This window comes from Pseudomonas sp. GL_117, assembly GCF_057835125.1.
Map to the genome: position 1 here is coordinate 5,774,942 of NZ_CM174418.1, position 19,064 is coordinate 5,794,005.

Here is a 19,064-nt window from a genome sequence, read left to right on the forward strand (position 1 = left end):
CAATGAGGGGCTAGGGTCCAGCGTTGTGGGGGAGAGTGCAAGGGGGTTGTGAGCGGCTCACGTCCATTCATGACCTGCGAGCAAGTCATCCGCAAGACTTAACATCGCCGTTGCGCCGTCCATGAGTTGGCCCAGCAGCGCTTCATCTTCGTCCATATAGCCTTCATACTCCGCGAGGTTCCGGCGCTCATGGCACAGCGCCAATAACCGCACCTGAACCTTGCTCGCACCGAGGGTGTGGATCAGACACTGAAAGACCAGATAACGTTTGTCAGAACGATAACCTTGCAGACGCAAGGCCGTCAGGGCGATGGCGTGGGCAGCGTTGTAAGCCAGGTCGAAACGACCGGCAAACGATAGCTGTGGCGTGCCCGCGTCTTTCAAACGGTCCCGGGCCGAGCGCATCAGCCCATCGCACTCCTTGCGGTCCGGCGGTTCAGCTTTCAAGCTGCCACTACGTTGCAGATTCTCCAGGTTTGCCTTGCTGTCCATCCGTGGACTCCAGGGGGTTGCCCCCCATCAGATTGATCTTGTCCTGCTGCACGACCCGCTGCACAAAACTGTTCCCGGCCTTCCATTTGCCGATCCAGTCTTCAGGGGTGTAAAGCGTTGGGTTGATGGTGCGGCCCAGTTGCTCTTCCAGCGGCATGAGTTGCTCCATGACGTCACTGTAGTTGAGGCCTTCACCTATCAGCATCAGATCTATGTCACTGGATGAGTGCGCCTCGCCCTTGGCGATAGAGCCATAGATGAAAGCCCACGTCAGTTGCTCAGTGAACGGCGCCAGTGCAGTGCGCAGTGGCTCGTCCAGACTCAGCGTTTTACGCACGATGGCCAGCAACTCCGAATAGATCGGGCACTGGGGGTTGGCTTGGTAGTGGGTCTGGTTTCCTTGTCGCGTCATGCTCAGGATGCCCGCCAACTGCAAGCGCTCCAGCTCGCGGGTGAGGCTGCCCTTGCCCACCTGGGCCCACCGTGCGATTTCATTGGTGAAGAAGCTTTGGTCGGGCTTACCGAAAAGCAGCCCCAATACTTTTTGCTGGGTGACGGTGAAAAGTGCAGCGCTAAGCGACAAGGTTTGCATGGCGAGGCCAATCAGTCCCAAAAAGGGAACGATAGGTCCCTTTTTGGGAACGATCAAGTTTTAAGCCCCAGATGAGGGAGCGATCTGTTCAAGAGCTCGATCCACCAACAACTGCCCAAGCTCTGCCATTTGCTGGATCCCGAGCATGATTGCGCGCTGGGAGGTGTCCAGGTCGAAGGCCAGGTTGCAGGTCATGGCGTTGAGGGACGACAGGGTTTCGCTGGCGTTGACCAGCAGCGCTTCGGTGTCTTGGTGAGGGTTGACGGTGAAGAGGTGCCTGGGGGGATTGGGGGTGGGTTTGATCATGATGAAGCTCCTAAACAGTGAGTAAGGAGCGCCACCGTTCGCTTGCACGCGAATGAGGGTGGCGACCGTGCGCAGGTGTGCAAGACCGGGCCTGTTTAGGACACCCAGCAGGTCCGAAGACCTCCTGCGCGCAGCCGCCATAAAGCAGCGAGCACAAAAAACGCCCGTTGGATGGCTGGGCGTTTGTACGCCTAAACAGTTTCGTCGGACTTGCACGTCCGTGTCACCGTTTTTTGCGATGACGGGACGAAGACTAGGCGCGCTGGCTGCACGCGACAAGTTCACGCCTGGCCCAAAATCTTGCAGGAAAAATCCGAGGCATCGCCCAACGTCGACAAACAAGAAGTTTCATACAACGTTTTAGGGTTGTTGCTCGGAACTGACCCTTCTAGCCTTTTTAGCCGAATGCCCAGCGCCATAAAAAGGATCCAGAATGCCCATACACCCTCCCCCTCACCCAGGCGAAATCCTGCTTGAAGACGTGATCCCTGCCCTAGGCATCACCATCACCGAAATGGCCCGGCGTCTGGGGTTTGCTCGTGAGACGTTTTCAAGGATTTTGCACGGGCGTGCGCCGGTAAGCCCGGATTTGGCGGTGCGGCTGGAACGGGCAGGCGTGAGCACTGGGCAGCTGTGGCTGTCGATGCAGAGTGCCTATGATTTGTGGCAGGCCGAGCATCGGGAACAGCCGGTGATTGAGCGGTTTGCGCGGATTGAGTAACGGGCACAGCGCTCAAGGCACAGAAGATCCACTGTGGGAGCTGGCTTGCCTGCGATAGCGGTGTGTCAGTCACAGCATCAACATCTGACACACCGCTATCGCAGGCAAGCCAGCTCCCACATTCGATCTTCACAGGGCTTGAAATCAGGCCAATCCGGACTCCACCAGCAAGGCTTCCAGCCCAAGCAAATCCGGCACCTTCGCCACATGTTCCCCCACCTGCACCGCCGCCAGCTCCAGCGGGCACAGCGGCACGTCCACATAACTCAACTGGCTATCGAGCTTGTACGAACGCGGAATCCCCTGGATCACCAGCGCAATGAACTTCAACGTCGGCCGCCCACCCAGGGCGTTCAGCACCACGATCCGCGAGCGCTCGGCGGTCACGACCGCTTCGCCGCACGCGGCTTCAAAGCTGATCAGCGGCAGTTGTTGATCACGCCAGGTCACTTGGCGCAGATACCACGGTGGCGCATCGCTGGCCGGTTCGCCGCGCTGGAAGTCGATCAGCTCGGCGATGGCGACGTTGGGTAGCACCAGGTGGCGGTCGGCCAGGGGCAACAACAGGCCGGTGAGTTGGCTGGTGCGGTGGTCAAGCATGGGACTTGCTCCAGTAGGCGATGCTTTCCAGCAGCACCGACTCTTGGTACGGCTTGCCGAGGTAGTCGTTGACGCCGATGGCCATGGCGCGGTCGCGGTGTTTCTGGCCGGTGCGCGAGGTGATCATGATGATCGGCAGGCGCATCAGGCGCGGGTCGTTGCGCACCTGGATCGCCACTTCGAAGCCGTCCATGCGCGGCATTTCGATGTCGAGCAGCATCAGGTCCGGGGTGTGTTCTTCAAGCACGGCGATGGCGTCGATGCCGTCTTTGGCGGTCAGGACGTTCATGCCATTGCGCTCCAGCAGGCGGCTGGTGACTTTGCGTACGGTGACCGAATCGTCCACCACCAGCACCAGCAGCGGGCGCTTTTTCAGCGGGTCGTTGAGGACCAGCGGCGCATCGGCCACCTGGGCCGGCAGCGCCGGTTGACGCGCGCGGATGTGTGCGAGCAAATCGATGATCAGCACCACGCGGCCATCGCCGAGGATGGTCGCCCCGGACACCCCCTGCACCCCGGCAAACTGCGGGCCCAGGCCCTTGACCACAATCTCCCGCGTGCCGGCCATGGCATCCACATGCACCGCCACCCGCCGTTCATTGCATTGCACCAACAGCACCGGCACCGGCTGGTATTGGCCAAGCAGCTTGGGACGGCTGACGGTGTGCAGCAGGTCGCCCAGGTAAAACAGTTCGTAGCGCTGGCCGGCGTATTCATAACGCGGCGGATCTTGCTGATAGTGCCCGGCCAGCTCGTGGGGCAGCACACGCACCAGGCCCTCGATGGTGTTGAGCGGGATCGCGTATTGATCGTCCGCACACTGCACCATCAGCGCCCGGTTGACCGACACGGTAAACGGCAGGCGAATGCGAAAGTGCACACCGACACCCGGCGTCGACTCAATAAACATCGAGCCACCGAGCTGGCGCACTTCTTCATGCACCACGTCCATGCCCACGCCGCGCCCGGAAATCTGGGTGATCTTTTCCGCCGTGGAAAAACCCGGTTGCAGGATGAACTGCAACACGTCGCGGTCGCTGATCTCCTGGTTGGGGTCGAGCAGGCCACGCTTGATCGCCTTGCGCCGCACCGCTTCGAGCGGCACACCGGCGCCGTCGTCGCGCATGTCGAAAACGATGTCACCGCCTTCGTGGGTCAGGTCCAGGGTAATGCGGCCCTTCTCCGGCTTGCCCGCCAGCAGGCGCGCATCACGGGACTCCAGGCCGTGGTCGACGGCGTTGCGCAGCATGTGTTCCAGCGGCGCCGCCATGCGTTCCAGCACGTTGCGATCCATCTCGCCTTCGGCGTTGCCGACGATGAATTCGACGTCCTTGCCCAGCTCGCCCGCCACCTGGCGCACGATGCGCTTGAGCCGCGGCAACATGCGCTCGAACGGCACCATGCGCGTGCGCATCAGGCCTTCTTGCAACTCGGTGTTGATGCGCGCCTGTTGCTGCAACAGGTCGTGGGCGTCGCTGTTGCGCCGCTCGAGGGTGTCCTTGAGGTCGAGCAGGTCGGAGGCCGATTCAGACAAGGCGCGGGACAGTTGCTGCAACTGCGAATGGCGGTCCATTTCCAGCGGATCGAACTCTTCATAACCCAGGCGCTCGGCCTCGGCCTGCTGGCGGCTGAGGATACGGCCCTGGGTTTCGGTGTCGAGGCGCCGCAGTTGGTCGCGCATGCGCTCGATGGTGGTTTCCACCTCGCTCAGGGCAATGCGCGCATCGTTGACCTGCTGCTCGATACGCCCACGGAAGATCGAGGTTTCACCGGCCAGGTTGACCAGGTCATCCAGCAAGTCGGCGGAAATCTTCACCATGTCGGCAGCGGGATCAACCACCGTCTCGGCCTTGCCTGCCGGCAACGCCACCGGCAGCACCGGCTCGTTGCTCGGGTGCACCAGGCTTTTGATGCGTTCGATGAGTTTGTCCACCGAGCCCACCGGCAAGCCGTCCGCGACCGCATCGATCATCTGCGCCAAACGGTCGTGACAACCTTGCAGCAGCGCGAACAGTTCCGCCGACGGCGCGAGCAAACCGGCCGACAGGCCTTCGTAAAGAAACTCCAGCTCGTGGGCCAAATCGCCAATCGGGCCGATCTCGACCATGCGCGCGCCGCCCTTGAGGGTATGCAGGTCGCGCAGCAGGGTTTCGACTTCCTGGCGGTTGCCCGGCTCGGCCTGCCAGCGCAGCAAGGCACTGCCGGAACTGTCGAGAATATCGGCGGCTTCTTCGAGGAAAATATCCAGCAGCTCAGGGTCGGCGCCGGGGTTTTCCAGCGCCTGGGGCGCAGCGGGCGGCGGCGCGCTCTGGCGCAAGGCACGCACCTTGGCCACCAGTTCGGCGCTGTCGCTCAGGGGCTGCTGGTGTTGCAGTTCTTCGAGTTGCAAGGCCAGCCGTTCATGGCTGGCCATCAGCACCTGGGCCAACTCGGCGGAGTAACTGTAGCGGCGGTCTACCAAGCCTTCGTAGAGACCTTCCAACTCATGGGCCAGCTCGGCCACCGGGCCGATTTCGGCCATGCGCGCACCGCCCTTGAGGGTGTGCAGGTCACGTTGCAGTGACGACAACGGTGCGCTGCTCTCGGGCTCCAGCAGCCAGCGCTTGAGGGACTGCCCGGCGCTGTCGAGGATGTCCACGGCTTCTTCGAGGAAGATCTCGACGATCTCGTCGTCCACTGCCGTCTCGTGTTCCAGTTTCGCCGTGGCGGCGCCCAGTTCGGCGATGCTCAGCGCTTGGCTGCCATCGCTCTTGACCAGGCCAGTGGCGGACGGGTCGAGGGCTTCGTCCAGCAGTTCGCGCAGGGCTTGCAGGCGGGTCGGCACCGGGCTGATTTCCTGGCCGGCGGCCAGTTGGTCGAGCATGTTGATCAGCGCGTCATGGGCCAGTTCGGCTTCGTGGAAGAAGCGCTCGCTGACCGCCAGGCTGCTCTCTTCCACGGCGCCGTACAGATCAAGCAGCGCTTCGCAGAGTTCGTCAATGGCGTGCAGGTCGGCGATGTGCGCGCCCTCCCCCAGCGTGGTCAGCTCGTCAAGCAGCGCAGTGAGTTCCTGGCGTTCGCCGGGGTGCTGTTGCCAGCGGCGCAGCAGGGTTTCGGCATCGAGCAGGATGTCCATGCCCTGGGCCAGGAAGTTGGCGATCAATTGTGGGTCGCGCTTGATGCGCAGGCCGGTGTTCGGCGCATCGAGCAGCGCGGCCAACTGATGATCGAGCAGGGCCTGGATGCGCTTGATCAGGTCCGGCGCGCCTTTGATCGGTGCCAGCGGGTCGCGGTCCAGGTGGCGCAAGCCGCGCTGGAACAGGCCCTCGGCTTCCAGCAGCAACTCCACTTCATCCAGGTCCAGCGGCAGGCGATGGGCCTTGTACTCGCGGGTCAGGTGATCCAGCGGGCTCGCCAGTTCGGCGATGGGCAACACGCCGGCCATATAGGCGCTGCCCTTGAGGGTATGCAGGGCGCGCTGCAGTTCATCGCTGACTTGCAGCGGCACATGCTCGGCGGCCTGGTGCAGGAAGTGGTTGAGGCTTTCCAGGTGGCTTTGGACCTCGTTGCGGAAGATCTCCAGCAGCATCGGGTCGTGGGGTTCGGCGGCAGGTGCCGGCGCGCCGCTGGCCAGGGCGTGGGCGCGGGCGGCCAGGGCGTCGACTTCATCGCGTTGGTGCTGGTCGTCAGTGGCGAAGTCGGCGATCAATTCCGGCAGCAGGGCGACGGCGTCGTCCAGCACCTGTTGCACGTCGGGCCCCAGCGCCACGCTGCGTTCCAGCACACGGTTGAGCAGGTTTTCCACGGCCCAGGCCAGCTCCGCCAATACCAGCGCACGCACCATGCGCCCGCTGCCCTTGAGCGTGTGGAAGGCGCGGCGCATTTCGCCCAAAGCCGCCTTGTCGGCGCCGTTGGACAGGTGGCGGTGCAGCACGTCGAGGACTTCATCGGTTTCTTCGAGGAACACTTCGCGCAGTTCATCGTCGATCGGTTCTTCGTCGGCCGGTGGCGGCAGCAGGCTGCCGGGGCGTTGTAGCGCTGGCGGGTTGAGCCGCGACGTGGGGTTGGCCAGGGCATCGAACTGCGATTGGCTCGGCGTGGCGTCCACCGTCAACGCGCCGTCCGGCGCCGCCAGCGCCTGGCGCCAGGGTTTCTCCGCCGGCAGGTAACCCAGCGCCGCCAGGCCCTGGGTGGCAGTTTCCAGGACCCGTTCGCCATCGGCGTCGGGGTCCTGGAGCATGCGTTCGAGGTAGTACTCCAGGCTGCTGATCACATCGGCAAAATGCCCCAGTTCGGTTTCGGACGGCGGCACCTCGTTGACCATCAACTGTTCGTCGACGTAATGGGTGCAACCGCGCATCAGGCTCGCCGCCCGTGGCAGCGGGATCATCGCCAGCGCGCCGCGCACCTGGCTGAGCAGTTCCGGCAAAGACTCCAGGCGCTGGCTGTCCCAGTCGGCTTCGACGCAATCGATCACCAGTTCCTTGGCCTGGCGCAGGCACTGGCAGGACTCGCGGATCACCAACTGGTGGATCTGGGTCAGGTCGGTGGTGGGCAGGCGGCTGTCCTCGCGGCTTTCCGGCTCGACCGTGCCGACCATTCCCGCCAGCGTGGCTTCGACGTAGAGCAAGGCACCGGCGACGTCCATCAACACGGCGTCGTTGGGTTCGCGCTGGCCCTGGGCCAGGCTCAGCACCACGGCGAGTTGGTCGATGATCACTTTGCGCGGCTGGCCAAAGCCCAGCACTGCCAGGGTATCGGCGATCTGCCGCAGTGGTGCGAGTAGCGCATCGAGGTCGCTGGTGTGCTGGCGGTCGCTGCGCACGAACAGGTCGAGGCGCTCCTTGACCCGCACCAGTTCTTCGCACAAGGCGCCGAGCACCGAGCCCATGGCGTTGCGATCCGGCCCGGCCAGCCGTGCGCGTTCGGCGTCCACCACGGCACTGTCGGGCAAGGCTTCGTCGAGACCGTAACGTTCCTTCAGGCTTTGCATGCGCGGTGTCGGCCGGGTGACCTTGGCCACGTAGAACAGCAGGCTCTTGAGCAGGTCATCCGGCGCCGGCTGGTTGATCCCGCCGATGCCCTGGGCCAACAGGCGCTTGAGTTGCTTATCACTGGCCTTGAGCAGGCTGCGCAGCGCCGGGCTGTTGGCGATCACGCCGGTGAGCATGCCTTCGACCAGCGCCGAGGTGACTTGCCACAGCGGCAACAACGGCGCGCCCTGGCACAGCGTTTCGAGGCGGGCGAAAACCCGTGCCATGTCTTCCAGGTTGCTGGGCCCATGGTCTTCACGCAGCAGCCCGGCAAGGGCTTGTTGCAGCAGTTGGTGCCACTGGCGCAGTTGTTCTTGCAGGTCGGGTGGCGCACGTTGGGCCAGCACGTCGTCGGGCAGCGGCGCAATCGACAGCAGTTGCGGGCTGAACAGGCTGGTTTCCGACAGCAGGCTTTCACCCCGTGCACTGCGCAGGTCGTTGAGCAACGGCAACACCACCAGCGGCAGGTCGCGGCGGGCGCTGTGCACGCGGTCAAGGTACAGCGGCAGTTGGCCGAGGGCTTGTTGCAGCAGGCGCACGCTCTCGTCGCGCTGGCTGACCTGGCCGGCCTGGAAGGCCAGGGCCAGGTGTTCGATCTCTTCGGCCAGCAGCGCCGCGCCGTAGAACTCGACCATTTGCAGCGCGCCATGCACCTGGTGAATACCGGCCAGGCACTGGTCGATGACGGCGCTGTCGTTGGTTTCGACAAACGCATCCAGCGCCGAACGGGCCTGTTTCAGGGTTTCGGCAATGTCGCCCTTGACCCATTCGAGGGCCACGTAGTCGTGCCGATCAACCATAACTGCTCCGCTTAGAATTCGTGGGTTGCTGGTAGTGCATCGCTCTCCAGACCAGAGGAGATCAACTGTGGGAGCGGGCTTGCTCGCGAATGCGGTGGGTCAGCCGGCATCTGTATTGGCTGACCCACCGCATTCGCGAGCAAGCCCGCTCCCACACAAGCCCGCATTCACATTGGGATGGTATTTCAATCATCCACCTGCTTGGCGGGCGGGAGGGTGAAACCCGACACCGACCGCCGCAACTGGCTGGCCATCTTCGCCAGGTTGCCGATGCTCTCGGCGGTCGCGGTCGAGCCCGAAGACGTCTGGCTGGTGATCTGCTGGATCACGTTCATGGTCAGCGAAATCTGCCCCGCCGAAGACGTCTGTTGCTGCGCCGCATTGGAGATGCTCTGGATCAGCGCCGCCAGGGTTTTCGACACGCCTTCGATCTCTTCCAGCGCCACCCCGGCGTCTTGCGCCAGCCGCGCGCCGCGTACCACTTCGGTGGTGGTCTGCTCCATGGAGATCACGGCTTCGTTGGTGTCGGCCTGAATGGCGCGCACCAGGGTTTCGATCTGCCGCGTCGCCGCCGAGGAACGTTCGGCCAGGCGCTGCACTTCATCGGCGACCACCGCGAAACCACGCCCGGCATCCCCGGCCATGCTCGCCTGGATCGCCGCGTTGAGCGCGAGGATGTTGGTCTGGTCGGCGATGTCGTCGATCAGGCTGACGATGTCGCCAATTTCCTGAGACGACTCGCCCAGGCGCTTGATGCGCTTGGCGGTGTCCTGGATCTGCTCGCGGATGTTGTCCATGCCGTGGATGGTGTTGTGCACCACCTCGTTGCCTTTGTTGGCGATTTCCACCGAGCGCTCCGCCACCGCCGAAGATTCGGCGGCGTTGGCCGAAACCTGGTCGATGGACTGGGCCATCTGGTTGATCGCGGTGGACGCTTCGGCGATCTGCTGGGCCTGATGCTCCGAGGCCTGGGCCAGGTGCATGGCGGTAGCCTGGGTGTCCTGCACTGCGCCCGCGACCTGGCCGGCGGTGAGGTTGATGGTGGCGACCAGGTCGCGCAACTGGTCGACCGAATAGTTGATCGAGTCGGCGATGGTGCCGGTGAAGTCTTCGGTCACCGAGGCGGTCACGGTGAGGTCGCCGTCGGCGAGGTCTTCGATTTCATCGAGCAGGCGCATGATCGCGTTCTGGTTGCGCTCGTTCTTCTCGGCGGTTTCGTGCAGTTGGCGATTGGTCTCGCGCACCATCACCAGGCCGATCAGGATGATCGAAGCCAGCGCCAGCAAGCCCAGCACGTAGCCGCCGATGGTATCGAAGGTGCGCCCGCTGGCGAGGTTTTCAAACCCGGTGGCCAGGTGCGAGGCTTCATCGAGCAGGGTTTGCGAGAGGTTGAAGATGTTGCTCGCCGACGCACGCACCTGGAACAGTTGCGGCGAGGTTTCGAGGATTTCATCCACGGAGCCGGAGACAAACTCGAACAGCTCCGCAATCTCCGCCAGCCGCGCACGGGCGTCGCGGTCCTCGACCTGGGTGATGCGCAGCCCGGCGTTGCCCTGGAGCATGCCGTTGAGCACCTGGCCGAAGCGGTTGGCATCACGGCCAAACGCATCGGCGGCCTGCACGGCGGTTTCGTCGCCGGCGAGCACGGTGTTGACCGCGCCAAGGATGCGCTCGGCGAGCAGCGATTGGCGCTGGGCCAGCGCCACCTGGCTGGCCGGGGCGCCGCGTTGCAACAGGATGTCGACGACTTTTTCCGACTCCATCTGCAATTGCGGCACGGTTTCGGCGAGGGTCGCGGCCACCTGGTGCAGGGACAGCACGGTCTGTTCGCTGGCGAGGATCGCGTCGGTGTTCTTCAGCAGCGCTTCCCAGTCGGTCTGCACCGCACGCATCTCGGCGCGCACCGCGCTGGGGGCGGCGGGCAGGCCGGTTTGCGGGTCGCCTTTTTTCAGGTAGCCCCAACGTTGGGCGAAGTCGTTGCGCGCCTCGCCGAGCAGCTTGAACGCGGCGGCTTTGCCGGCGGCGGCTTCGGTGGCGTTCTTGGCGATGCGCTGGGACAACACGCGCAATTCACCGGCGTGGCCGATGTACTGCTTGTCGTAGGTGGACTGGGTGTTGAGGTAGGCGAAGTTGGCAAACAGCAGCATGATGAACACGATCAGCGCGATAAACAGCACGATGATCTGTGAGCGGCTGTGCGAGGCGGCCTGGGGTTTGGGCGTGGTAGCGGTGGTCATGCGGCGACATCCATGAAGCCAGGGGCCTGGGCCAGGGCGAAGGGGCTGAAGACCTGCCATGGCTGATCGCCGTCGAACCGGCCCTGGATAAACGGCGCGCCGGGGGTGACGTTCACCCGCAATGCGTCTTGTGCGAAATGCTGCATGCCCACCACCTCGTCCACCAACAGCCCGACAAACAGGTCGTTGTATTCCACCACCAGTACGCGCCGTTGCTTGCTCGCCTTGGACAGCGCCTGGCCGAGGAACCCACCGAGGTCCATCACCGGCAACAAGCGTCCACGCAGATTAGCCACGCCCTTGACCCAGGTCTTGACCCCGGGCATTAAAGTGCAGCGCGGCTCATGCAGGACTTCGGCGACTTCGCCCATGGGCGCGACGAACCAGTGCGCGCCCACGCGAAAGCCGATGCCGCTCCAACCCTGCTGGCGGGTTTCCTGGGACGGCAGGTCGGCAGCCAGCAGGCGGCAGCGGCGGTCGATGTCCAGCAACAGCTCGAAGGCGGTTTGCGACTCGGTCATGATCGCCTGCCGTCAGCCGGCCAACACCTTGTTCAGGGTGGCGATCAGGGTGTCTTCATCCACCGGCTTGGTCAGGTAATCCTTGGCGCCCTGGCGCGCGCCCCAGATCTTGTCGGTTTCCTGATCCTTGGTGGTGATGATGATAATCGGGATGCCGTTGGTTTCCGGCTCCTTGGACAGCTGGCGGGTGGCCTGGAAGCCGTTGAGGCCCGGCATCACGATGTCCATGAGGACGGCATCGGGTTTTTCCTGGCGGGCCAGGGCCACGCCGTCTGCGCCGTTTTCGGCCTTGAGGACTTCGTGGCCATGCTTTTCCAGCATGCCGGTCAATTTGTACATTTCAGTCGGCGAATCGTCGACGATCAGAACACGTGCCATGGTTTTCCCCACTAACTTGGTAGACGCCGGCCCTTGTGGGGCGGTGTCAGTGTGCTTGTTCTACTGCGGCGAAGGCAGGCACGTAGGCCTTGATCGCGCCCAGCAGTTCTTCCTTGCTGAAAGGCTTGGTCAAAAACTGATCGACACCGACGATACGCCCCTTGGCCTTGTCGAACAGGCCGTCCTTGGAGGACAGCATGATCACCGGGATCGACTTGAACGCCGGGTTGTTCTTCACCAGGGCGCAGGTCTGGTAGCCATCCAGGCGCGGCATCATGATGTCGACAAAAATAATGTGTGGGTGATGATCAACAATCCGCGCCAGGGCATCGAAACCGTCGATGGCCGTGATGACCTCGCACCCCGCGTTCTTCAACAGGGTCTCGGCGGTACGGCGGATCGTCTTTGAATCGTCGATCACCATCACTCTCAAGGCGTTGGAATGCTGTTCCATATCTGCTCTACCATCGCCACAGCGAATCGGTTTTCGGTGTGTACTGCCTGACGTCTCACAGGGTGAGTGCCGCAAGCCTTGGATCTCAAGGGCTGCTGCGCTGTGGCAGTCTTTTTAGCACAGTCTCCGGGCGCAATCTATCGAGCAACCGGCCAGGTGGTTTTTCCTTGACCCACAACAGCCGCAGCGCCACTCTGACGCCACTTTTATGCGCCCTAATTTGCTAGAGGAAATCCCCCATGAGCGTTCGCGTCGGCATTGTCATGGACCCTATCGCCAGCATTTCCTATAAAAAGGACAGCTCGCTGGCCATGCTCCTGGCCGCCCAGGCCCGCGGCTGGACCTTGTTCTATATGGAACAGCGCGACCTGTACCAGGGCGACGGCGAGGCCCGCGCGCGCATGCGCCCGCTGCAGGTGTTTGCCAACCCCGAGAAGTGGTTCGAACTGGGAGACGAAACCGACAGTTCCCTGAGCGACCTGGACGTGATCCTGATGCGCAAGGACCCGCCGTTCGACATGGAGTTCGTCTACTCCACCTACCTGCTGGAGCAGGCCGAACGCGCCGGTGTGTTGATCGTCAACAAACCGCAAAGCCTGCGCGACTGCAATGAAAAGCTGTTCGCCACCCTGTTCCCACAATGCACGCCGCCGACCGTGGTCAGCCGCCGTGCCGACGTGTTGCGTGAATTTGCCGCCAAGCACGGTGATGTAATCCTCAAGCCGCTGGATGGCATGGGGGGTACGTCGATCTTCCGTCACCGCGCCGGCGATCCGAACCTGTCGGTGATCCTGGAGACCCTGACCGCCCTGGGCACCCAGCAGATCATGGGCCAGGCTTACCTGCCGGCGATCAAGGACGGCGACAAGCGCATCCTGATGATCGACGGCGAGCCGGTGGATTACTGCCTGGCGCGGATCCCGGCAGCCGGCGAGACCCGTGGCAACCTGGCGGCAGGTGGACGTGGCGAAGCACGGCCGCTGTCGGACAAGGATCGTTGGATCGCCTCCCAAGTCGGACCAACCCTGCGGGAAAAAGGCCTGTTGTTTGTAGGCCTGGACGTGATCGGTGAGCACCTGACCGAAATCAACGTCACCAGCCCGACCTGCATCCGCGAGATCGACAACGCGTTCGGCACCAATATCGGCGAAATGCTGATGGCCGCCATTGATGCGAAGCTTCAAGCGGCAAACTCCAAGCGGCAAGCTTAAGGCGGACCGCATCAAGACTTGCAGCTTGTAACTTGTCACTTGAAGCTAAAAACCAACATTGCGCTATCATGCGGCACCCACCAAACGCGTGATGTTGGTTTTTTATGCCCCCTCCGTCCGAACTGCCCCCCGAACTCTCCCACAGCAGGGTGCGCCCGGCTGATCGGCTCGGATTTACCCTGTTCCTGGCTGCGTTGATTCACCTGGCCCTGCTCCTTGGCGTGGGTTTCACCATGGTCGAACCCAAGCAGATCACCAGGACCCTGGAAATCACCCTCGCCACGTTCAAGAGCGAAAAGAAGCCCGAGAAGGCCGATTTTCTCGCCCAGGACAACCAGCAAGGCAGCGGCACCCTGGACAAGAAAGCGGTGCCCAAGACTACGCAAGTGGCGCCATTCCAGGACAACAAGGTCAACAAAGTCAGCCCACCGCCGACGCCCAAGCCCGAGGTCCAGCAGACGGTACCCAAGCCCACCGTGACCACCGTCGCGCCAAAACCGCAGAAAGCGCCGGTGCAACGCGAAAAAGCCAAGACCGAGCCGCAGCCCCAGCCCGTCAAGCCGGCGCCGACCTTCGACAGTTCAACGCTGACCGACGAAATCTCCAGCCTCGAAGCCGAACTGGCCAACGAACAACAGCTGTACGCCAAGCGCCCGCGCATCTACCGGCTGAATGCCGCCTCGACCATGCGTGACAAGGGCGCCTGGTATAAGGATGAGTGGCGCAAGAAGGTCGAGCGCATCGGCAACCTCAACTATCCGGAAGAGGCCCGTCGCCAGCAGATTTATGGCAATTTGCGCTTACTGGTGTCGATCAACCGCGATGGTTCGTTATATGAAGTGCTGGTACTCGAGTCCTCCGGCCAGCCCTTGCTGGACCAGGCCGCCCAGCGCATCGTGCGCCTGGCCGCACCTTTTGCACCGTTTACCGGCGACCTGAACGACGTCGACCGCCTGGAAATCATCCGCACCTGGAAGTTTGCCAAGGGCGACCGCCTCTCCAGCAACTAAATCAGACACTTGTAGTGAGCGGGCTTGCCCCGCGCTGGGCGGCGAAGCCGCCCCAATCCATTCACCTCGGTCTTTCTGAAACACCGCGGCGTACCGTTTGGGGCGGCTTCGCCACCCAGCGCGGGCAAGCCCGCTCACTACACGCCAGGCTTGTCAGTTCGCCCCTCCAACGCCACACTAGCGGACATGAAAAACGTCAGCCCGACCTACCTCAAGCACCAATTCCTGATCGCCATGCCTCACATGGCCGACCCGAACTTTGCGCAGACCTTGACCTACATCGTCGAGCACACCGCCAATGGTGCCATGGGGTTGGTGGTGAACCGCCCGCAAGAGCTGAACCTGGCGGACATTCTTGAGCAACTGCGCCCCGAGGCCGACCCGCCGGCTCGCTGCCAGGGCGTGCCGATCTACATCGGCGGGCCGGTGCAGACCGATCGCGGTTTTGTCCTGCACCCCACCGGGCCGAAGTTCCAGGCCACGGTCGACCTGGACGGCGTGTCGCTGTCCACGTCCCAGGATGTGTTGTTCGCCATCGCCGACGGCGTGGGCCCCGAGCACAGCCTGATCACCCTCGGCTACGCCGGCTGGGAAGCTGGCCAGCTGGAGGCCGAACTGGCCAGCAACGCCTGGCTGACCTGCCCGTTCGACGCCGACATCCTGTTCAACACCCCCGTGGAACTGCGCCTTGACGCCGCTGCGGCCAAGCTGCGGGTCAACCTCAGCCTGCTGACCAGCCAGGCGGGGCACGCCTGATGGCTTTGCGTCTGATCCTCGGTTTTGACTACGGCACCAAACAGATCGGCGTAGCGGTCGGCCAGGTGATCACTGGCCAGGCCCGCGAGCTGTGCACCTTGAAAGCCCAGAACGGCGTACCGGACTGGAACCAGGTCGAAGCCCTGATCAAGGAGTGGAAGCCCGACGCCGTCGTGGTCGGCCTGCCGCTGAACATGGACGGAACCCCAAGCGACATGTGCCTGCGCGCCGAAAAATTCGCCCGCCGCCTCAATGGCCGCTACAACCTGCCCTTCTATACCCACGACGAGCGCCTCACCACCTTTGAAGCCAAAGGTGAACGCCGCGACCGTGGCGGCCAGAAAGGCAGCTACCGCGACAACCCGGTGGACGCCATCGCCGCCGCCTTGCTGTTGCAGGGCTGGCTGGATGAAAACACCGCTTTATTTGAATCCTGACTGACGCGGCTTGCCGCGTCTTTTTACGTTTGAGCCCGGACCTTGCCTGCGCCAAGGTCCTGAAGGAGCCTGCATGAGCTTGCCGAACCCCGCCGAACTGATCAGCCAAATGGCCAAAAACCTCACGGCCCATCTGCAACACCGCGCCATCAGCGAGCCACGCTTCATCGGCATTCGCACTGGCGGTGTGTGGGTCGCCCAGGCATTGCTGGAAGCATTGGGCAGCGACGCGCCCCTCGGCACCCTGGACGTGTCGTTCTACCGGGACGACTTCAGCCAGAACGGCCTGCATCCACAAGTGCGCCCGTCGGCCCTGCCGTTCGAGATCGAAGGCCAGCACCTGGTCCTGATCGACGACGTGCTGATGAGCGGGCGCACCATCCGCGCCGCCATGAACGAACTGTTCGACTACGGCCGCCCGGCCAGCGTGACCCTGGTCTGCCTGCTGGACCTGGACGCCGGCGAATTGCCGATCAGCCCGGATGTGGTCGGCGCAACGCTGTCGCTGGAACCCCACCAGCGGGTAAAATTGTCCGGTCCCACGCCGCTCGAACTCGAACTGCAAGACCTTGCCCTTTAAACCGCCTTGTAAAGAGTCCCCGCGATGACGCCTCTAGATGCCAAGCGCCCGCTGCAGCTCAATGCTCAGGGTCAGTTGCAACATTTCTTGTCCCTCGACGGTTTGCCCCGCGAACTGCTCACCGAAATCCTCGACACTGCCGACTCGTTCCTTGAAGTCGGCGGCCGCGCGGTGAAGAAGGTCCCACTGCTGCGCGGCAAGACCATCTGCAATGTGTTCTTCGAGAACTCCACCCGCACCCGCACCACCTTTGAACTGGCGGCCCAACGGCTGTCGGCCGACGTGATCACGCTGAACGTGTCGACCTCGTCGGCGAGCAAGGGCGAGACCCTGCTCGACACCCTGCGCAACCTGGAAGCCATGGCCGCCGACATGTTCGTGGTGCGCCACGGCGACTCTGGCGCCGCGCACTTCATCGCCGAGCACGTGTGCCCGCAGGTCGCGATCATCAACGGCGGCGACGGCCGTCACGCCCACCCGACCCAGGGCATGCTCGACATGCTCACCATCCGTCGGCACAAGGGCAGCTTTGAAAACCTGTCGGTGGCCATCGTCGGCGACATCCTGCACTCGCGGGTTGCGCGCTCGAACATGCTGGCCCTGAAAACCCTGGGCTGCCCGGACATCCGCGTGATCGCGCCAAAAACCCTGCTGCCCATCGGCATCGAGCAATACGGTGTGAAGGTCTACACCGACATGGCCGAAGGCCTCAAGGATGTGGACGTGGTCATCATGCTGCGCCTGCAGCGCGAGCGCATGGCCGGTGGCCTGCTGCCGAGCGAAGGTGAGTTCTACCGCCTGTTCGGCCTGACCACTGCGCGCTTGGCCGGTGCCAAGCCGGACGCCATCGTGATGCACCCTGGCCCGATCAACCGTGGCGTAGAGATTGAGTCGGCGGTGGCCGATGGCACCCAGTCGGTGATTCTCAACCAGGTCACCTACGGCATCGCCGTGCGCATGGCCGTGTTGTCCATGGCCATGAGCGGGCAAACCGCACAACGTCAATTCGAGCAGGAGAACGCCCAGTGAAGCTCAGCATCCTCGGCGCCCGCGTCATCGATCCGGCCAGTGGCCTGGATCAAGTCACCGATCTGCATCTTGAAGCCGGCAAGATCATCACCATCGGCGCCGCCCCGGCCGGTTTCAGCGCGGTAGAAACCATCGACGCCAAAGGCCTGGTGGCCGCACCCGGGCTGGTCGACCTAAACGTCGCCCTGCGCGAGCCGGGCTACAGCCGCAAAGGCAGCATCCTCAGCGAAACCCGCGCCGCCGCTGCCGGTGGCGTGACCAGCCTGTGCTGCCCGCCGCACACCAAGCCGATCCTGGACACCTCGGCGGTGACCGAGTTGATCCTCGACCGCGCCCGTGAAGCCGGCAACTGCAAAGTGTTCCCCATCGGCGCCCTGAGCAAAGGCCTGGAAGGCGAACAACTTGCCGAACTGATCGCCCTGCGCGACGCCGGTTGCGTGGCCTTCGGCAACGGCCTGGAAAGCTTTCGCAGCACTCGCACCCTGTGCCGCGCCCTGGAATATGCGGCCACCTTCGACCTGACGGTGATCTTCCATTCCCAGGACCGCGACCTCGCCGAAGGTGGCCTGGCCCATGAAGGTGCCGTGGCCAGCTTCCTCGGCCTGCCCGGCATCCCCGAGACCGCCGAGACCGTGGCCCTGGCCCGCGACCTGCTGCTGGTCGAGCAAAGCGGCGTGCGCGCGCACTTCAGCCAGCTGACCAGCGCGCGGGGCGTGGCCCTGATCGCCCAGGCCCAGGCCCGTGGCTTGCCGGTGACGGCGGATGTGGCGTTGTATCAGTTGATCTTGACCGACGAAGCGCTGATCGACTTCTCCAGCCTGTACCACGTGCAGCCGCCCCTGCGCACCCGTGCCGACCGTGATGGTCTGCGGGCGGCGGTGAAGTCCGGGGTGGTCTCGGCGATTTCCAGCCACCACCAGCCCCACGAACGCGATGCCAAGTTGGCACCGTTTGGCGCGACTGAGCCGGGGATCAGCAGCGTTGAGCTGTTGTTGCCCCTGGCGATGACGTTGGTTGAGGAAGGCTTGCTCGATTTGCCGACGCTGCTGGCACGCTTGAGCGCGGGGCCTGCCGACGCCCTGCGCTTGCCGGCGGGTAAGCTGGCGGTGGGTTCGGCGGCGGATCTGGTGCTGTTTGACCCGGCCAGTTCCACCGTTGCCGGGGAGCATTGGCTGTCGAAGGGTGAAAACTGCCCGTTCATTGGCCACAGCCTGCCGGCGACGGTGCGCTACACCCTGGTCGATGGTCGGATCAGCTACCAGGCCTAAAGCGGGCAGGGTAAAAAATATGGGAGCGGGCTTGCTCGCGAATGCGGAGTGTCAGTCGCTGAAGGTGCTGACTGATCCACCGCATTCGCGAGCAAGCCCGCTCCCACATTTGCTTCTGTATATGCCTCTAGAGTCTCAGCGGCCGCCATTGCGCTCGGCATTACGCACTGAAATCTGCGTATTCAACGTCCAGAAGTCATACAGCACCCCCACCAGGAACAAGCCGCCGGTCAGCAGGTAGATCAAGCCGCTGATCCATTTGCCTTGGTACATGCGGTGCACGCCGAACACACCCAGGAACGTCAACAGCACCCAGGCCACGTTGTATTCGATGGGCCCGGCGGTAAAACGCAGGTCGGCTTCACGGTCCATGGCCGGGATCAGGAACAGGTCGATCAGCCAGCCAATCCCCAGCAAACCTAAGGTGCAGAACCAGATCGTACCTGTCACGGGTTTGCCGTAATAAAAGCGGTGCGATCCGGTGAAACCGAAAATCCAGAGCAGGTAGCCGATCACCTTGCTATGGGTGTCGGGCTGCGAAATTGCCTGTCGATAGGTGTTCATGGCGTACCTCTTTTCACTCCATAGATAAATTTTTTCACTTTCTTTGTGACTTTTTTACAGGCGCCCGACGTACGGCAAATGGTATCTTCCCTCCCC

General features: G+C 63.2%; 18 protein-coding genes. 8 read left to right on the forward strand and 10 right to left on the reverse strand.

What is annotated here, in order from left to right; translation table 11 throughout:
• Positions 1–57 precede the first annotated feature (57 nt).
• The 3 genes from AC3ISR_RS26435 to AC3ISR_RS26445 are packed head-to-tail and all read right to left on the reverse strand — an operon-like array spanning position 58 to position 1,390.
• Entirely contained in the window at positions 58–492 is a 435-nt protein-coding gene (locus AC3ISR_RS26435; RefSeq protein WP_463983627.1) for a hypothetical protein, read from the reverse strand.
• A complete protein-coding gene (locus AC3ISR_RS26440; protein WP_463983709.1) occupies positions 455–1,084 on the reverse strand; it encodes a nucleotidyltransferase domain-containing protein in 630 nt (209 codons plus the stop codon). Before AC3ISR_RS26440 ends, AC3ISR_RS26435 begins: the two co-directional genes overlap by 38 nt.
• A gap of 60 nt (positions 1,085–1,144) precedes the next feature.
• Positions 1,145–1,390, reverse strand: a complete 246-nt coding sequence (locus tag AC3ISR_RS26445) for a DUF6124 family protein (RefSeq protein ID WP_192299947.1) — start codon at positions 1,388–1,390, stop codon at positions 1,145–1,147.
• A 433-nt stretch (positions 1,391–1,823) separates the two neighbouring features.
• Between AC3ISR_RS26445 and AC3ISR_RS26450 the strand changes: the two genes are divergently transcribed.
• A complete protein-coding gene (locus tag AC3ISR_RS26450; RefSeq protein ID WP_305391676.1) occupies positions 1,824–2,111 on the forward strand; it encodes a HigA family addiction module antitoxin in 288 nt (95 codons plus the stop codon).
• A 144-nt stretch (positions 2,112–2,255) separates the two neighbouring features.
• Here the strand turns inward: AC3ISR_RS26450 and AC3ISR_RS26455 are convergent, their stop codons facing one another.
• The 6 genes from AC3ISR_RS26455 to pilG all read right to left on the reverse strand — a co-directional run bounded on the left by AC3ISR_RS26455 (position 2,256) and on the right by pilG (position 12,113).
• Positions 2,256–2,711: a chemotaxis protein CheW gene (locus AC3ISR_RS26455; RefSeq protein ID WP_226454547.1), complete on the reverse strand. Its 456-nt coding sequence runs from the start codon at positions 2,709–2,711 to the stop codon at positions 2,256–2,258.
• On the reverse strand, positions 2,704–8,523 hold the full coding sequence (locus tag AC3ISR_RS26460; protein WP_489324511.1) for an Hpt domain-containing protein: 5,820 nt from the start codon (positions 8,521–8,523) through the stop codon (positions 2,704–2,706). Before AC3ISR_RS26460 ends, AC3ISR_RS26455 begins: the two co-directional genes overlap by 8 nt.
• A gap of 185 nt (positions 8,524–8,708) precedes the next feature.
• Positions 8,709–10,760 carry a methyl-accepting chemotaxis protein gene (locus AC3ISR_RS26465; protein ID WP_305391679.1) on the reverse strand — a complete coding sequence of 684 codons (2,052 nt, stop codon included), beginning with the start codon at positions 10,758–10,760 and terminating at the stop codon, positions 8,709–8,711.
• Positions 10,757–11,281: a chemotaxis protein CheW gene (locus tag AC3ISR_RS26470; protein WP_463983629.1), complete on the reverse strand. Its 525-nt coding sequence runs from the start codon at positions 11,279–11,281 to the stop codon at positions 10,757–10,759. The genes AC3ISR_RS26465 and AC3ISR_RS26470 overlap by 4 nt, the downstream gene beginning before the upstream one ends.
• Before the next feature lie 12 nt (positions 11,282–11,293).
• Complete coding sequence (gene pilH, locus AC3ISR_RS26475; protein ID WP_034101258.1) at positions 11,294–11,659, reverse strand: twitching motility response regulator PilH; 366 nt, start codon at positions 11,657–11,659, stop codon at positions 11,294–11,296.
• Positions 11,660–11,705: 46 nt separating this feature from the next.
• Positions 11,706–12,113 (reverse strand): twitching motility response regulator PilG, encoded by a 408-nt coding sequence (gene pilG / locus AC3ISR_RS26480; protein WP_026137140.1) that lies wholly within the window; start codon positions 12,111–12,113, stop codon positions 11,706–11,708.
• Positions 12,114–12,352: 239 nt separating this feature from the next.
• Here pilG and gshB point away from each other — a divergent pair, with 239 nt between their 5' ends.
• The 7 genes from gshB to AC3ISR_RS26515 all read left to right on the forward strand — a co-directional run bounded on the left by gshB (position 12,353) and on the right by AC3ISR_RS26515 (position 18,404).
• Positions 12,353–13,324 carry a glutathione synthase gene (gene gshB, locus AC3ISR_RS26485; RefSeq protein WP_192301261.1) on the forward strand — a complete coding sequence of 324 codons (972 nt, stop codon included), beginning with the start codon at positions 12,353–12,355 and terminating at the stop codon, positions 13,322–13,324.
• A gap of 104 nt (positions 13,325–13,428) precedes the next feature.
• The gene (locus AC3ISR_RS26490) at positions 13,429–14,334 is read left to right on the forward strand and encodes an energy transducer TonB (RefSeq protein ID WP_463983630.1); all 906 of its coding nucleotides are present in this window, start codon (positions 13,429–13,431) and stop codon (positions 14,332–14,334) included.
• A gap of 186 nt (positions 14,335–14,520) precedes the next feature.
• The gene (locus AC3ISR_RS26495) at positions 14,521–15,090 is read left to right on the forward strand and encodes a YqgE/AlgH family protein (RefSeq protein WP_192301259.1); all 570 of its coding nucleotides are present in this window, start codon (positions 14,521–14,523) and stop codon (positions 15,088–15,090) included.
• Positions 15,090–15,527, forward strand: coding sequence for a Holliday junction resolvase RuvX (gene ruvX, locus AC3ISR_RS26500; protein WP_003195067.1), 438 nt, complete (start codon positions 15,090–15,092; stop codon positions 15,525–15,527). Before AC3ISR_RS26495 ends, ruvX begins: the two co-directional genes overlap by 1 nt.
• Positions 15,528–15,600: 73 nt before the next feature.
• The gene (gene pyrR, locus AC3ISR_RS26505) at positions 15,601–16,107 is read left to right on the forward strand and encodes a bifunctional pyr operon transcriptional regulator/uracil phosphoribosyltransferase PyrR (RefSeq protein WP_192301258.1); all 507 of its coding nucleotides are present in this window, start codon (positions 15,601–15,603) and stop codon (positions 16,105–16,107) included.
• A 24-nt stretch (positions 16,108–16,131) separates the two neighbouring features.
• Positions 16,132–17,136, forward strand: a complete 1,005-nt coding sequence (locus AC3ISR_RS26510; protein WP_192301257.1) for an aspartate carbamoyltransferase catalytic subunit — start codon at positions 16,132–16,134, stop codon at positions 17,134–17,136.
• Positions 17,133–18,404, forward strand: a complete 1,272-nt coding sequence (locus AC3ISR_RS26515; RefSeq protein ID WP_489324512.1) for a dihydroorotase — start codon at positions 17,133–17,135, stop codon at positions 18,402–18,404. The genes AC3ISR_RS26510 and AC3ISR_RS26515 overlap by 4 nt, the downstream gene beginning before the upstream one ends.
• A gap of 135 nt (positions 18,405–18,539) precedes the next feature.
• On the opposite strand, the gene AC3ISR_RS26520 is transcribed toward AC3ISR_RS26515, so the two are convergent.
• Positions 18,540–18,968 (reverse strand): NINE protein, encoded by a 429-nt coding sequence (locus tag AC3ISR_RS26520; protein WP_192301255.1) that lies wholly within the window; start codon positions 18,966–18,968, stop codon positions 18,540–18,542.
• Positions 18,969–19,064: the final 96 nt, after the last annotated feature.